Raw genomic sequence first — 14,554 nt, forward strand, 5'->3', positions numbered from 1 at the left:
TCTCTCGTACGGGCGCATGCCCGGCTGGTGCCTGTTACTTTCCCGCCTTGGAACGGTTGGTCTGAATCATGCGGTTAATAGCGTTGATGTAAGCCTTGGCCGAGCTCACGATAATGTCGGTATCCGCGCCGCGGCCGGTGTAGATCTTTCCATCCTCGGCGGTGATGCGCACCGTCACCTCACCGATAGCGTCGATGCCACGCGTGATGGCTTTAACGTTGAACTCCGTCAGCTCGCCATGGGCAGAGATGGCCTTGTCGACCGCCTTGTAGGCCGCATCAACCGGACCAGTACCCGTCGAGCAAACCACCCGTGTCGCGCCATCCTCGTCCGTGATGGTTGCCGTGGCCGTAGGAATAAGCGGGTCGCCGCAGGAAACCTGGAGCGCGTCGAGGGTGTAGATCGCCTTGACCTCGCGCTGGCGCTCCTGAATCATCGACTCCAGATCCTCGTCAAAGACCTCTTTCTTTTGATCTGCAATCTCCAAGAAGCGCTGATAGATCGACTCGAATTCCTCATCGCCAAACGTATAACCCAGCTCGGCGAGACGATGGCGCAGCGCCGCATGGCCCGAACGTGCCGAAAGGATAATCTCGGATCCCGCTGCACCCACGTCCTTGGGATCGATAATCTCGTAGGTGTCACGCGCCTTGAGCACGCCATCCTGGTGAATACCCGAGCTGTGGGCAAACGCATTAGCGCCCACAATGGACTTGTTGGGCTGCACATTAATGCCAGTGATTGAGCTGACGAGCTTAGATGCGCGCGTGAGCTCGGTCGTCACGATATCGGTATGTGCATCCAGATCCTGCTCGTGCATCCTCATGGCCATGACGACCTCCTCGAGCGCCGTGTTGCCCGCGCGCTCGCCCAAGCCGTTGATGGTGCACTCGATCTGCGTCGCGCCATTGCGGACGGCCTCGAGTGCAAGGGCTGTGGCCATGCCCAGATCGTTATGCGTGTGGACCGAAATCGTAACGTCCTCGATGCCGGCCACGCGCTCGCGCAGATCGCGAATACGGGCGCCAAACTCCCAGGGCATGTTATAGCCCGTGGTGTCCGGAATATTCACGACCGTAGCGCCGGCCTTGATCGCTGCCTCGATAATGCGGACCAGGAACTCCTGATCGGAGCGGCCCGCATCCTCGGCATAAAACTCGACATCGTCGACAAACTTACGAGCGAGCTTTACGGCGTGAATAGCGCGCTCGATAGCCTCATCCTCGGTCATATGGAGCTTGTCACGCAGATGGCTGGGGCTCACACCCAGACCGGTATGGATGCGGGGCCTCTGAGCCGTCTTGAGGGCGTCTGCAGCTACTTCGATATCCTTATCGACCGCACGGGTGAGACCGCATACCGTGCACCGGTCACCCGCGATCTTGCCAATCTCCTGTACGGAACGATAATCACCGGGGCTCGAAATAGGAAATCCCGCCTCGATCACGTCGACATTCATACGTACCAGTTGGCGTGCAATAACGAGCTTTTCCTCGGTATTCATGCTGGCGCCGGGAGACTGCTCCCCGTCACGAAGCGTTGTGTCAAAGATTGCGATTTTGCGGCTCATGATTTCCTCCTGACAGGCTAAAGATACAGTTGGCTTTCAGGAGAGATGGAGTGCCTCAAGATAGAATAATACCCGTGTCGCTCATCACGCCCAAAAGCGGCGGAAGATAGCGCACCCGGGTACAACTAATCGTTATAGCGAAATTACAACCCTAGCGCGCTATCTAATCTAGTAGCGCTAGGCCTAGGAGCTGCTGTTTGTTATAGAACATGTCTGGCTCCTTTCGGCCTCGGGTATTCACTACATTGGGCTAAAGTGTAACACAGGCAAAACGACGCGCAACGGGGATTTTGAACCAAAACCACCACAAAGGCGCCTATCTCCTTCGTGTTGGTTTTGGCCCGAAACAGCAAGGAACCCGGTCCTGCACGAGACAGAACCGGGTTCCTTTAGCAATGCTTGCTTTGCTCAGGCAGTAACTAGAAGTTACTCAGCCAGGAAGTCACGCTGGACAGCGGGATCGACCTTGACGCCAGGGCCCATGGTGGAAGACACAGAGATGGACTTGACGTACTTGCCCTTAGCAGAAGAGGGCTTGACGCGCAGGATCTCGGTGTACAGGGCAGCGTAGTTCTCAACGAGCTGCTGCTCAGAGAAGGACTTCTTGCCCAGGGGCACGTGGCAGATGCCATAACGGTCGGCGCGATACTCAACGCGGCCGGCCTTGAGCTCGGAGACCATCTTGGCGACGTCCATGGTCACGGTGCCGAGCTTGGGGTTCGGCATGAGGCCACGGGGACCAAGGATCTTACCGATGCGGCCAACCTTGGCCATCATGTTCGGCGTAGCGATAGCGGCGTCGAAGTTGATCTCGCCCTTCTGGATCTGGGCGACGAGCTCGTCGGAACCGATGATGTCGGCACCGGCAGCCTCGGCCTCACGGGCCTTCTCGCCCTCGGCGAAGACGGCAACACGAACGGTCTTGCCGGTGCCGTGGGGCAGGGAGATGGAACCACGGATGTTCTGATCAGCCTTACGAGTATCGATGCCCAGACGGAAGTGGGCCTCGACGGTCTCGTCGAACTTGGCGGTGTCGAGCTCCTTGATGAGCTTGGCAGCCTGAAGGGGGGTGTAGAGCGTGGCGCGGTCGACCTTCTCGGCAGCGGCGTTATAGCTCTTACCATGCTTAGCCATGTGCATTACCTCCTGTGGTTAAACGGGCGTGAGCCCTCCCACATCGTATCGTGTGCCCTATTGCACACATTTAACGGGCGCCCCGGTCGGAGCACCCGTCGTTACCTAGAAAAACGCTACTCAGCGATGGTGACGCCCATGGAACGGGCGGTACCGGCGATGATCTTCTTGGCGGCGTCAATGTCGTTGGCATTGAGGTCCGGCATCTTGATCTCGGCGATCTTGGTGAGCTGCTCCTGAGAGAGCTGGCCAACCTTGTCGGCCTGGGGCTTAGCGGAACCAGACTTGAGGTTCAGCTCCTTCTTGATGAGGTGAGCCGCCGGCGGAGTCTTGGTGATGAAGGAGAAGGACTTATCCTCGTAGACAGAGATCTCAACGGGGATAATGTCGCCCTTCTTGTCCTGCGTCTCGGCGTTAAAGGCCTGGCAGAACTGCATGATGTTCACGCCAGCAGCGCCCAGGGCGGGGCCGACGGGAGGAGCGGGGTTAGCGGCACCAGCAGGAATCTGGAGCTTAATGACGTTGGCAACCTTCTTCTCAGCCATGGTCATTCCTTTCGAATCACGAGTGTGAAGTACTTGCTATATCGTAAGCACGCACGTGTTAGAAGCACTCCTGAGATGAGCAGTCACAGAAGAAGCACGCTCGCGCGAACGGACGAAAACTTAAGCGATGACAGCGACCTGGTTAAAGTCAAGCTCGACCGGCGTCTCGCGGCCAAAGATCATCAGCGTGACCTTGAGCTTGCCTGCCTCGGCGTTAACCTCGGAGACCTTGCCATCAAAGTCGGTAAGCGGGCCATCGGTGACGCGGACGGACGTACCAACCTCAATATCAACCGACGTACGCTTGGGCGAATCGCCCTTACCGGGACGACGAGTCATCTTATTGTACTCGTCGCGGGAAAGCGGAGCGGGCTTGCCGTTGCCGCCCAGGAAACCGGTGACGCCGGGCGTGTTGCGAACACACGTCCATGCATCGTCATCCATCTCCATGCGAACCAGGACATAACCCGGGAAGATCTTAGAATCCTTGGTCTCGCGCTTGCCACCCTCTTTGATCTCGGTGACGCGCTCCATAGGAATCTCAATATCAAAGATACGATCCTGCATGCCCATGGTCTCGATGCGATGCTCGAGATCGGACTTAACGCGGTTCTCGTATCCAGAGTAAGTGTGGACGACGTACCAACGCTTAGACATGGTTTAGCCCCTCAATCCAGAGAACAGAGCAAGAGCCTCGCCAAAGCCAGCATCGAGCAGAGCGATGACGACGCCGACGACGATCAGAGAAGCGCAAACGACGACCGAGTAGTTCACGAGCTCCTTCTTATCGGGCCACGTGACACGCTTCATCTCGGACTTCACCGAAGCAAAATACTTCTTGGTGCGGGCGAAGAAACCGGGCTTCTCGTTCTTCTTGGACTTCGCAGCCTTCTCGCTCTTCTTGGCAACGGCCTTCTTGGCCTCAACCTTGGAGTTGGCGGCAGCTTTGTTGGCAGGCGCCTGCTGCTGTGCCTTCTTCTTGTTCTTCTTGTTGGCCATTTGGGTTACCTCCGCGCAATGCGCTTATACATGAGTAAACCGTAAGCCCCCAAATGGGAGCTTACGGAATAATGACTGGCACGCCAGGAAGGACTCGAACCCTCAACACTCGGTTTTGGAGACCGATGCTCTACCAATTGAACTACTGGCGTATGTGACTAGAGACTAGCGAGTCTCTTTGTGCAGCGTATGGTGACGGCACCAGGGGCAATACTTCTTGATCTCCATACGATCAGGCATGTTCGCCTTGTTCTTAGTGGTCGTATAGTTGCGGCGCTTGCACTCAGTGCACGCAAGAGTAACTAGAGTACGCATGTATCCTGAACCTTTCATATCCGCCCCGTACGGGCACGAGTTGGTACTTTATCAGCTCTACGTAAGTGCTGTCAACGAAAACCTCGCATCAATTGGTTCTCGGTAGATCCATTCATATTTGGAACACATCAATGGAGCCAACGAGATCTAATCGATTCCTCACGCTCAACTTAAGAGCGAGCTAAGCGTAATCATCAGGCAAAAAGACCAGCGTAGAAAAGAACCCGGCACCCATATAAGTGCCGGGTTCTCTAAGTCAGCTGTATCAGAGAGCTAATTTACTCAATGATCGTGGAGACGATGCCCGAACCGACGGTGTGGCCACCCTCGCGGATAGCGAAGCGCAGGCCCTCCTCCATAGCGATCGGGTGAATGAGGTCGCCCTCGATGGTGATGTGGTCACCAGGCATAGCCATCTCGGTGCCCTCGGGGAGCTTGACCGTACCGGTAACGTCGGTGGTACGGAAGTAGAACTGAGGACGATAACCATCGAAGAACGGGGTGTGACGGCCGCCCTCCTCCTTGGTCAGAACGTAGATCTCACCGGTGAACTTGGTGTGCGGGGTAACCGAACCGGGCTTGCAGAGAACCTGGCCGCGCTCGATGTCCTCGCGCTTGATGCCGCGGAGCAGCAGACCGACGTTGTCGCCAGCCTCGCAGAAGTCCATGGACTTACGGAACATCTCGATACCGGTAACGACGGTGTTCTGGGTATCCTTGATGCCGACGATCTCGACGGGCTCGTTGAGCTTGAGCTCACCGCGCTCGACACGGCCGGTAGCAACGGTACCACGGCCGGAGATGGTCATAACGTCCTCAACGGCCATCAGGAACGGGAGGTCGTTGTCACGAGCAGGCGTCGGGATGTACTCGTCGACGGCAGACATGAGCTCGCGAATGGCGTCCATCCACTTGGCGTCGCCCTCGAGAGCGCCCAGAGCGGAACCACGGATGACGGGGATGTCGTCGCCGGGGAATTCGTACTCGGAAAGGAGCTCACGGGTCTCCATCTCGACGAGGTCGATGAGCTCGTCATCGTCGACCATGTCGCACTTGTTCAGGAAGACGACGATATAGGGAACGCCGACCTGACGGGCGAGCAGGATGTGCTCGCGGGTCTGAGCCATGGGGCCGTCGGTAGCGGCGATGACCAGGATAGCGCCGTCCATCTGAGCAGCACCGGAGATCATGTTCTTGACGTAGTCAGCGTGGCCCGGGCAGTCAACGTGAGCGTAGTGACGGGCAGCAGTCTCGTACTCGACGTGGGAGACGGAGATCGTAATGCCGCGCTCGCGCTCCTCGGGAGCCTTGTCGATGTTCTCGAACGCAGTGAAGTCAGCCTTGCAGCCCTCGGTCTCGGAGAGAACCTTGGTGATGGCAGCGGTCAGCGTGGTCTTGCCGTGGTCGACGTGACCGATGGTGCCGATGTTAACATGCGGCTTAGTGCGCTCAAACTTCTCTTTGGCCATAAAGCCCTCCTCTAAACAGGTCGTCCCCGGACGGGACTATGCCTTTATACCATAGTGGCCTCTCAACATACTATTGAGAAGCCACCGTGTTACCTATGGTAGCGGTGACTGGATTCGAACCAGTGACGCCACGGGTATGAACCGTGTGCTCTAACCAACTGAGCTACACCGCCGGATGGAGCCTGCAACCAGACTTGAACTGGTGACCTCTTCGTTACCAACGAAGTGCTCTACCGACTGAGCTATACAGGCACTTGACGGGTGGGAGCTATAGGATTCGAACCTATGTAGGCAGAGCCAACGGGTTTACAGCCCGTCCCCATTAACCACTCGGGCAAACTCCCAATCGTTCAAGTATCCGCAGGTTCTTTGGTCTTTTGGGCCTCCGCCCCCGCGAACGAAAAAGATAATACGATGCAACCTTGGGGGCTGTCAACGAAAACCTCTAAATACACGGTGCCGGGCGTATCTATATACCTTTGACCTGCGGTTTTGCTCAATTTAGATATGAAGGACGGCGGATTTGGCTGCGCTGGCGACATTTCCCGAGGGAACACTTTGGTGTGGTGGAGTACCCTTGCGGTATCGTCCTTCGACAACGACCCTCGTGCGTCCGAATATCCTCGCTCAACCAGGATGACCGGGACCGGTCCGGCCTTTGTCTCGATCTGTAACATTTAGAGAACATTTTCTCCCCTATTTGTTACAGATCGAGATGTTTCCCTGGCGGTCTCCCGTTTATCTAAATCTGTAACAGCAAGAACGGTTTTGCATCCCTAGTTGTTACAGATTGAGACACTTCCCAGCTCGCCCCCAAACTGTCTAAATCTGTAACAACTGGGAGCTGAATGCTCGTCCTCGTGTTACAGATCGAGATTGTCGACCAACCCCAACCAAGCTCTTAAGCCAGTACCTCAGATCCGTTGTAGAGCCTGCTGCCTTCAAACGAGCGCAGCAGGAGTTCGCGACGTTCATCGAGGTCCTTTAGCTCGCAGGGGAACACGAACAGCATCACGTTTTGACGATACTTGTAATCGGCATAGACATCCGGATCGCCCAAGCGCGTGGGCGTGGAAACGATATCCTCCGACATGTGCTCGCTTGAGCCCACATAAATTCCCAGATAGTCACTGTAGTTCTTATCGTGATCGCCCTTTTGATACTTTGCGATAAGGTAGCAGCCAGGCATATCAAAGCCGTTAAACGCGGCATCGGCAGCCTTTTCCTGCTGGCAGACAAACTTGTGCAGGGGCATCGCCGTCGACGCACTTTCGAAAATCGACTGCCTTGCGGCGTTGATCTTCTTGCGAGCCTCGGCAGCTTCTCTTGAGTCCTGGAACGCTTTCACAGCACCGCCCAGCGCGCCAACTGCCGCACCAACGCCATCGGCCGCTACACCGAACCCCTTGCCAATGCCATCGGCAACGACACGTGCACCGTTAGCAGCACCATCCGCAGCACCCTTTACGGCACCACCGACGGCATCGGGATCGACGCCAAGCTTCTTTGCCTTCTCAATGACTTCAGAGGCCTTGGTCAGAACCTGTGCCGCAAGATCCATCGCATTTATTACGGTTTCCAGTTTTACAACCATCCTAGAATTCCTTTCGATATCTCGCATAACCAAAACAGCTCATGACTCATAAATAGCGTCAGGCGGTTGCGCAGCCTCCCGCGGCTATGCGAAATGCATGCGGTACCCAAGTCAGCAGTTTAAATCGGGCTGCGTAATGAGTCCCAACGGGTTGCCTATTAATCGGCGAGCGCAACGAGCGTTTCGAGGAACGCCAATACTCGCACTCGCCCCCATTATTCGAAGCCAGATGGTGTGTTCTACCGATAGCCCGTCACGGGCGTAGACGGTGCTCACGCCATTGTCGAGCACCATCACGACAGGTGCCAGGTCATTCGGCTGATGCCTCAGCCGACGCAAGGCCGTGTAACACGGTATCAGCCACAGGTTGTTGCTCAACAAATACGCTGCTGGCTGTGGCATACTTTAATTTACTAATGTATCGAGAAAGAGAGTGTCATGGTCCCTTCGGGTAACGGCTGCAGCCAGATCATCATCATTGCTTTGGGCATTTGCCTTGGCCTGACTATGTTTGCGGTCTGTGGCTAAACGATTCAGATCTGCGCTTATTTCCAGCGCAAATCTTCTGCCGCTGCTTGCCGGCATCGTGTATCTCGTTAACAGATACATTGCGAGCTTCGACTTTTTCCTCCCCTACGACTTCGCCCATTATCAGCTCGGAGATCTGTGCGGAGGAATCATTTTTCCCGCCTACGTAAACGTCCTCTGCGAAGCGGTGAGTGGGAAAACGCCGATATGCAACCTTGCAAGCAGTCTGGCATTATCGGTGGGATGCTCAATCTGCTGGGAAGTACTTGCGCCCATGGTGCTCAAGTTTAGTACCTCAGACCCACTTGATGCCTGCATGTACGTTATCGGCGGAATCTTGTACCTGAAAGCTTTTAAACTGACGGCGGGCAGTCGAATCTAGCTGCCCACAAGAAACGGGCCCTGTCCCACTAGGGAACAGAGCCCGAAACTCTCATGGAGCCAGTGACAGGAATCGAACCCGCAACCCACTGATTACAAATCAGTTGCGCTACCGTTGCGCCACACTGGCACACTTGGCGCTTTCGCGCGAAGCTAATTAAGAATAAAGGAATTGCGGACAAGGCGCAACAGGCCCTTTGACCGACCACATCTCAAAACTATTCGTCAGAACGAATAGTTTTATCTGTTCGCCAGAACCAAAAACTATTCGTTTTGGCGATGTCAAGCCGCAACCCATTGATTACAAACCAGTTGGTTGATCAATCGAGAAAGCAGCTCCCCATAGAAGGTTTACCTACCTCCCGCGCAGGGCCTTGAGCTTAGCCAGTGCCTCGGGGCTCAGGCGACTGCCCAGAGTCATCTTGATCTGCGGAGCCTCCTCTGCCTCGCGGACGTCGTTATCGATCTGTTTGATCTCGTCCACCAGCATGCGGCTCGAGATACGTGTAACGCCCTTGCCCATGACGACGGCTTGAATTGTGCCGTCACTCGACACCACGGAGCACGCGCGGCCTTCCTCGCGCGCCTCGATGCAGAGCTTTTGTACCACGGTATCGGCCGATACACCCGTCGGCGAAAACTCGATGCGCACGCCGCGAGCCGGCAGGTTGGGGCGCTCGCTAGAGATATTGCCAGCGCCGTCAAACACGATTACGGCCTCGTAGCGGCCCTGGGCAAAGGCGGCGACGTCGTTGATAAGGGCGGTGCGCGCCATATCGTGAACGTCGCTGGAATACGGATCGTCGGAATGGTCGTACACGAGCTTTTCGTAACGCGGCGTGCAGTGGATCACGTTGTAGCCGTCGACCACCAGCAGCTCGGGCTTATTGGAGTGCACCGTGGAGACCGGGTCGGCGATGGCCTGCGCAAACGCATTGCCGCCCACGCCGTAGGTCGCGGCCGAGACAATCGGCTTGGCCGAGCCTTCGCCAAAGCGCTTAGCCTTAGACTTGGCGCGGTTCTTCTTGGACATGCGCTACTCCTCCCCCATGAGCTCGCCGGCGTTGCGACGTAGCCACTCAAAGCACAGTGCCGTCGTTGCCTGGGCAACGTTGAGGCTCTCGGTCATGCCACGCTGAGGAAGCTTGGTTAAAAAGTCGCATTTCTCGAGCACCAGGCGCGAGATGCCGTCGCCCTCGGAGCCCATGACAAGCGCCACGCGGCCCTCGAAGGGAGCATCCCAGCAACTGCCCTCGGCGTGCTCGGAGGCGCCGCCCACCCAAAAGCCAGCGGTCTTAAGATCGTCGAGCGCACGGGCAATGTTGGGGACCTGCGCGATAGGCAGATGCATGACGGCGCCGGCTGAGGTCTTGTAGCTGCCCACGGTCACGCCGGCAGCGCGCTTGTTGGCAATAATGACGCCCGCCGCGCCCACGACCTCGGCGGAGCGCACGATAGCGCCAAAGTTACCGTCGTCGGTCACGTGGTCGAGCACCACGACAAGTGCCGGACCCTCGCCTGCACGGTCGAGGATATCGGCGACATCCGCATAAGGGAAGTTGCCCACCTCGAGCGCAATACCCTGGTGAGCGCCGTGGCTCGACAGCGCATCGAGCTGCGCGCGCGGCACATACTTAATGCGGACACCCGCGGCGTTGAGGTCATCGACCAGACGAGACAGGGCGGCATCGCGCTCCCCGCCCTCGGCAATGAGCGCGCACTTGATGGGAAAACCGGTGCGCAGCGCCTCGACGGCAGCACGACGGCCTTCGATAAACTCGCCCTTGGGAGCCTGGACAGCGTCGCGGTTGCGATCGCGCTGCGGACGCGCAGCTTGGGTGCGATCGCGCTGGCCCTTGGAAGCGGCAGCGCGGTCATTTCGGCGAATCGGACGCGAGCCAGAAGCGGCCTGCTTGCCGCCACGAGGCGCGCGCTTGCGATTGTCGGCCATAGGACGGCCTCCTAAATACAACTATCAAACGAAACAAATAGACCGACCGCCCGAGGTGCGGCAGATTGCCTTGAAAGAGGAGGGCATAGACCTTGGGGCCATGCCCGACGATTGAAAGGCAAGGTGCCGTGGCTCGGGCGGTCGGGTGCTTGGGAAACCCGCAGGGGTTAGAGGGATTTGATACGGGTGCCGGCGGCGGTATCTTCAATCGTTAGGCCCAAGTCCTTGAGCTGATCGCGGATGGCGTCTGCCAAGTCCCAGTTCTTGGCGGCACGGGCCTCGGCGCGAGCCTCGAGAATCTTGGCAGCGGCCTCGTCCACGTCGTCACCAGTGTAGGCAACCAAGCCGGCAGCAACGCCCAAAAGGCCCAGCGGCAGCTCGACCTTGGGCTCGGGAAGCTCAACGCCAAACGTATCGAGCAGCTCGACCAGCGTATCGGCGGCAGCAAGAGCCGCGGCCTTGTCGGCAGCGTCGCCCGCCTGCTCCAGATACTGATTGCACTCGGTGACAAAACCAAAGACGGCGCCCATGGCACCGGCGGTGTTAAAGTCGTCGTCCATGCACTCCTTAAAGGTGGCACGGGTCTCGGCAGCCTTGGCGGCAAACGCCTCAGATGCTGCCTCATCGGCATCGGCCGTCGCATGGTTCGCGGCCCAGCGCAGGTTCTCGACCGTACCGGCGATACGCGTGAGCGAATTCTCGGCACCCTCCAGGCGCTCCCAGGAGAAGTCGAGCGGCGAGCGATAGCTCGTCTGCAGCATCAGCAGGCGCAGAGCGGCAGCGGAGTGCTGCTCGAGCACCTCGGCCAGCGTAAAGAAGTTACCAAGCGACTTGGACATCTTCTCGCCGTCGACCAGCAGCATGCCCGTGTGCATCCAGGTGTTGGAGAAGCCCTGGTGCCAGGCGCAGGCAGCCTGGGCGCACTCGTTCTCGTGATGCGGGAAGGCAAGGTCGGAGCCACCGCCGTGAATGTCGATCGGGGTACCCAGGTAGCGGTGCACCATGGCGGCGCACTCGGTGTGCCAGCCGGGACGGCCCTCGCCCCAGGGGCTCGGCCAGCTGGGCTCGCCGGGCTTGGCGGCTTTCCACAGCGCAAAGTCGAGCGGGTCGTTCTTGTCCTCGTTCTCCTCGATGCGCGCACCCACCATAAGGTCGTCGATGTTGCGGCCCGAGACCTGACCGTAGTTGGGATCGCTGCGCACGGAAAAGTACACGTCGCCGTTATCGGCGGCGTAAGCGTGGCCCTGCTCGATGAGCGCCTTAATCATGGCAATCATGGGGCCGATCTCCTTGGTGGCGCGGGGGCGCACATCGGGATCGAGCACGTTGGCAGCGCGCATGACGCCAATAAACTTATCCGAGAACTCCGTCGCGACCTCGGCGGCCGTACGGCCCTGTTCGTTGGCGCGCTTGATGATCTTGTCGTCGACATCGGTGAGGTTCTGGGCGAACGTGACCTCGTAGCCGCTCGCGATGAGCCAGCGTCGAATCACATCGAAGCTGATGAACGTGCGGGCGTTGCCGATGTGGATGTTGTCGTAAACCGTGGGTCCGCACACGTACATACGGACCTTGCCGGGCTCGATGGGCTGGAACTCTTCCTTTTTATGGGTAGCGCTGTTGTAGATACGCATTCGTTACTCCTTAACGGTTTTCTGTAGCAGGCAGACGGCCCAGGCGCCAATTCCCTCGCCTTGACCTTCCCAACCGAGCTTTTCGGTCGTGGTGGCGGCGACGCCCACGTTTTCGACGTCAACGCCCAGGGCATGGGCCAAGTTGGCACGCATGGCATCGCGGTGCGGGGTGATCTTAGGCTGCTGGCAGGCAATGGTGCAGTCGGCATCGACAAACTCAAAGCCCAGCTCGCGCGCATAGTCCATTACGCGGGCAAGCAACACCATCGAGTCGGCACCCTCGTAGGCGGGGTCGGTGTCGGGGAACAGCTTGCCAATGTCTCCCCCGCGGCAGGCGCCCAGAATAGCGTCGGCCAGCGCGTGCGCGAGCACATCGGCATCCGAGTGGCCCAGCAGGCCGCGCTCGTAGGGAATGTCGACCCCGCCGATGATACATCGACGCCCCTCCACCAAACGGTGGACGTCGTAGCCGTGGCCAATGCGCAGGTTACTGAACATGGGGAAGGTCCTCTCTCTCGGCCATCCGCCCGAGCAAAATCGCGGTTACGGGACGCAAGTCCTCGGGCACCGTCACCTTAAGGTTGTCGCGCGGGCTCTGGACGCAGCGGACGCGCCCACCCATGCGCTCGACCAGTGACGAATCGTCCGTACCGATAAAGCCCTCGGCAATCGCCGAGGCATGGGCGCGTTTCATGGCGTCGACACTAAAGATCTGCGGCGTCTGCGCGGCCCAATAGAGTTCGCGTGGCGGCGTCTCGACGATGTTGTCCCCATCGACGATCTTGAGCGTGTCGATCGCGGGCTGGCCACACACGACACCGTCGAGCGAGCGGTCACTCACGAGCACGTCGATAGCGTGATCGATGGCCTCGGTAGTAATAAGCGGACGAGCGCCGTCGTGAATGGCGACGTATTCAAAGCCTGCCGGCACCGCATGCACGCCGGCACGAGTGGAGTCCTGGCGGGTATCGCCGGCATCGGCGAAGCTGATGGGCGTGTTATACGAATACGGGCTGATGGCCAGGCGGCGCATCTCGGCACGACGCTCGGCAGGGCAAACCACGACGATGTGGCCGACCTTATCGCTACGGTCAAACGCGCGGATGGACCAGCTCATAAGCGGACGGCCAGCTACATTGACGAGCTGCTTGCCACCGGGATTACCAAAGCGCTGGCCGCTGCCACCGGCAACGACCACAGCGCATACGGGCGCCATTATGCGTTCCCCTGTTTGGTGCCCTTCATGCGGTACAGGGAGTCCGCAAGAATGGCAGGGTTGTTAACGCCAAAGTCGCCCAGGCGCTCCGGATCCTTACTGATGTCGTCCATGAGCTCCTGCAGCGAGCCATACTCGTCGACGATCTTCTCGGCCACGCCGTCGCGCACGACGGACACGCGCGAAAGCGTGCGCAGGCCCAGCGGCGTCATGACGGAGTCCTCGTCCAGGTCGTCGTAACCCAGAACCGCCGCCACATGCTGCGGGTCGGACAAGTCCTTGGGCGTCATGCGGCTAAGCTCGGCACGGATCTTCTCGGCGTTTGCCTCGGAGGAATCACTTGCGTAGTCGCGAATCATCAAGTCGTACTCGGTATCCATGCTGGAGCCGGCGAGCTGCTCGAGCTGCATCTGCACGAGCTTGCCCTGGTTGCCCAGCTTGACAATGCAATCCTTAAGCTCGGTCTTTGCCTGCTGCATGATCTCGAAACTCGAGAAAATGCCGGTGATGTCGGCGAGCGTGACGTAGTCGTCCAGCTCGAGGGCCGTCAGACGCAGCAGGGAGCGGTCGAGCGACTGACGGGTGGTCTGAAGCGTAGCGACGAGCTGGTTGACCGAGCTCATGATGGTGGTGACGGGCTGAATCTCATAGCTCTTGCCGTGCACATACACGTTGACGACGGCACGACGGGCCGAGACCGAGATCACGATGGCGTCGGTGAGCACCGACATGCGAGCGGCAGTACGGTGACGCATGCCCGTCTCGCTCGTGGCGAGCGAGGGGTCGGGATTGAGGTGGAAATTGGCGCGCAGGATCTGGGTAAGGTCGCCGTCGATGACGATGGCGCCGTCCATCTTGGAAAGCTCGAACAGGCGGTTCGAGGTAAACGAAATGTTGAGCGGGAAGCCGTCGTTACCGGCAGCGAGCACGTTTTCGGTGTCGCCGACGCAGATAAGGGCGCCCAGGTGACCGGCGATGATCATGTCAAGGGCGGTGCGGATCGGCTGGCCGGGGGCAGTCAGGCGGATGGCCTGTTCCATACGCTTTTGCAGCTCGTTCTTATCCAAGGCATCGCTCCCATCGTATACGCTCCATAAACGTCAATAAGTTTCTCACGGTTTGCCCCTGTGACGCCCGCAAATTCCGATGCTTACAGAATGAGCGAACACCGCTTAGGTAGCTCATTTGGGACGGGGCTCTTTTGGCTGCTCATGTGGT

At 58.5% G+C, this 14,554-nt stretch carries 14 protein-coding genes and 5 tRNA genes; all 19 read right to left on the bottom strand.

The genetic code is table 11. The annotated features are described in order from the left end of the window. Nucleotides 1–34: 34 nt before the first annotated feature. Nucleotides 35–1,570 carry a 2-isopropylmalate synthase gene (locus ACTQWD_RS06260; RefSeq protein WP_441559546.1) on the bottom strand — a complete coding sequence of 512 codons (1,536 nt, stop codon included), beginning with the start codon at nucleotides 1,568–1,570 and terminating at the stop codon, nucleotides 35–37. 426 nt (nucleotides 1,571–1,996) lie between these two features. Then, a complete protein-coding gene (gene rplA / locus ACTQWD_RS06265; RefSeq protein WP_154514750.1) occupies nucleotides 1,997–2,704 on the bottom strand; it encodes a 50S ribosomal protein L1 in 708 nt (235 codons plus the stop codon). A 116-nt stretch (nucleotides 2,705–2,820) separates the two neighbouring features. Next, nucleotides 2,821–3,249, bottom strand: a complete 429-nt coding sequence (rplK, locus tag ACTQWD_RS06270) for a 50S ribosomal protein L11 (RefSeq protein WP_022093893.1) — start codon at nucleotides 3,247–3,249, stop codon at nucleotides 2,821–2,823. Nucleotides 3,250–3,369: 120 nt separating this feature from the next. Continuing rightward, nucleotides 3,370–3,906: a transcription termination/antitermination protein NusG gene (nusG, locus tag ACTQWD_RS06275; RefSeq protein ID WP_427718370.1), complete on the bottom strand. Its 537-nt coding sequence runs from the start codon at nucleotides 3,904–3,906 to the stop codon at nucleotides 3,370–3,372. Between the two features lie 3 nt (nucleotides 3,907–3,909). Beyond that, nucleotides 3,910–4,248: a preprotein translocase subunit SecE gene (gene secE / locus ACTQWD_RS06280; protein WP_154514754.1), complete on the bottom strand. Its 339-nt coding sequence runs from the start codon at nucleotides 4,246–4,248 to the stop codon at nucleotides 3,910–3,912. 76 nt (nucleotides 4,249–4,324) lie between these two features. Next, nucleotides 4,325–4,400, bottom strand: a tRNA-Trp gene (locus ACTQWD_RS06285). A gap of 13 nt (nucleotides 4,401–4,413) precedes the next feature. Beyond that, nucleotides 4,414–4,563, bottom strand: coding sequence for a 50S ribosomal protein L33 (gene rpmG, locus ACTQWD_RS06290; RefSeq protein ID WP_102372646.1), 150 nt, complete (start codon nucleotides 4,561–4,563; stop codon nucleotides 4,414–4,416). Nucleotides 4,564–4,841: 278 nt separating this feature from the next. Continuing rightward, a complete protein-coding gene (gene tuf, locus ACTQWD_RS06295; RefSeq protein ID WP_154514756.1) occupies nucleotides 4,842–6,032 on the bottom strand; it encodes an elongation factor Tu in 1,191 nt (396 codons plus the stop codon). Nucleotides 6,033–6,128: 96 nt separating this feature from the next. Beyond that, a tRNA-Met gene (locus tag ACTQWD_RS06300) sits at nucleotides 6,129–6,205 on the bottom strand. 3 nt (nucleotides 6,206–6,208) lie between these two features. Continuing rightward, a tRNA-Thr gene (locus tag ACTQWD_RS06305) sits at nucleotides 6,209–6,284 on the bottom strand. A gap of 10 nt (nucleotides 6,285–6,294) precedes the next feature. Further along, nucleotides 6,295–6,376: transfer RNA gene (locus ACTQWD_RS06310), tRNA-Tyr, on the bottom strand. Nucleotides 6,377–6,933: 557 nt separating this feature from the next. Further along, on the bottom strand, nucleotides 6,934–7,626 hold the full coding sequence (locus ACTQWD_RS06315; protein ID WP_441559547.1) for a hypothetical protein: 693 nt from the start codon (nucleotides 7,624–7,626) through the stop codon (nucleotides 6,934–6,936). Between the two features lie 964 nt (nucleotides 7,627–8,590). Further along, nucleotides 8,591–8,665, bottom strand: a tRNA-Thr gene (locus ACTQWD_RS06320). A 225-nt stretch (nucleotides 8,666–8,890) separates the two neighbouring features. Next, a complete protein-coding gene (locus ACTQWD_RS06325; protein ID WP_154514764.1) occupies nucleotides 8,891–9,568 on the bottom strand; it encodes an NYN domain-containing protein in 678 nt (225 codons plus the stop codon). Between the two features lie 3 nt (nucleotides 9,569–9,571). Continuing rightward, nucleotides 9,572–10,486 (bottom strand): 23S rRNA (guanosine(2251)-2'-O)-methyltransferase RlmB, encoded by a 915-nt coding sequence (rlmB, locus tag ACTQWD_RS06330; RefSeq protein ID WP_441559548.1) that lies wholly within the window; start codon nucleotides 10,484–10,486, stop codon nucleotides 9,572–9,574. 167 nt (nucleotides 10,487–10,653) lie between these two features. Further along, nucleotides 10,654–12,120 (bottom strand): cysteine--tRNA ligase, encoded by a 1,467-nt coding sequence (cysS, locus tag ACTQWD_RS06335; protein WP_441038940.1) that lies wholly within the window; start codon nucleotides 12,118–12,120, stop codon nucleotides 10,654–10,656. A gap of 3 nt (nucleotides 12,121–12,123) precedes the next feature. Further along, nucleotides 12,124–12,618: a 2-C-methyl-D-erythritol 2,4-cyclodiphosphate synthase gene (gene ispF / locus ACTQWD_RS06340; protein WP_006234975.1), complete on the bottom strand. Its 495-nt coding sequence runs from the start codon at nucleotides 12,616–12,618 to the stop codon at nucleotides 12,124–12,126. Beyond that, nucleotides 12,608–13,336, bottom strand: coding sequence for a 2-C-methyl-D-erythritol 4-phosphate cytidylyltransferase (ispD, locus tag ACTQWD_RS06345; RefSeq protein WP_441067658.1), 729 nt, complete (start codon nucleotides 13,334–13,336; stop codon nucleotides 12,608–12,610). Before ispD ends, ispF begins: the two co-directional genes overlap by 11 nt. Continuing rightward, the gene (disA, locus tag ACTQWD_RS06350; RefSeq protein WP_370450554.1) at nucleotides 13,336–14,376 is read right to left on the bottom strand and encodes a DNA integrity scanning diadenylate cyclase DisA; all 1,041 of its coding nucleotides are present in this window, start codon (nucleotides 14,374–14,376) and stop codon (nucleotides 13,336–13,338) included. The genes ispD and disA overlap by 1 nt, the downstream gene beginning before the upstream one ends. Between the last annotated feature and the right edge of the window lie 178 nt (nucleotides 14,377–14,554).

Origin of the sequence: Collinsella sp. LCP19S3_B6 (assembly GCF_052121815.1) — a bacterium.
In the GTDB taxonomy this organism is placed as follows: Bacteria; Actinomycetota; Coriobacteriia; order Coriobacteriales; family Coriobacteriaceae; genus Collinsella.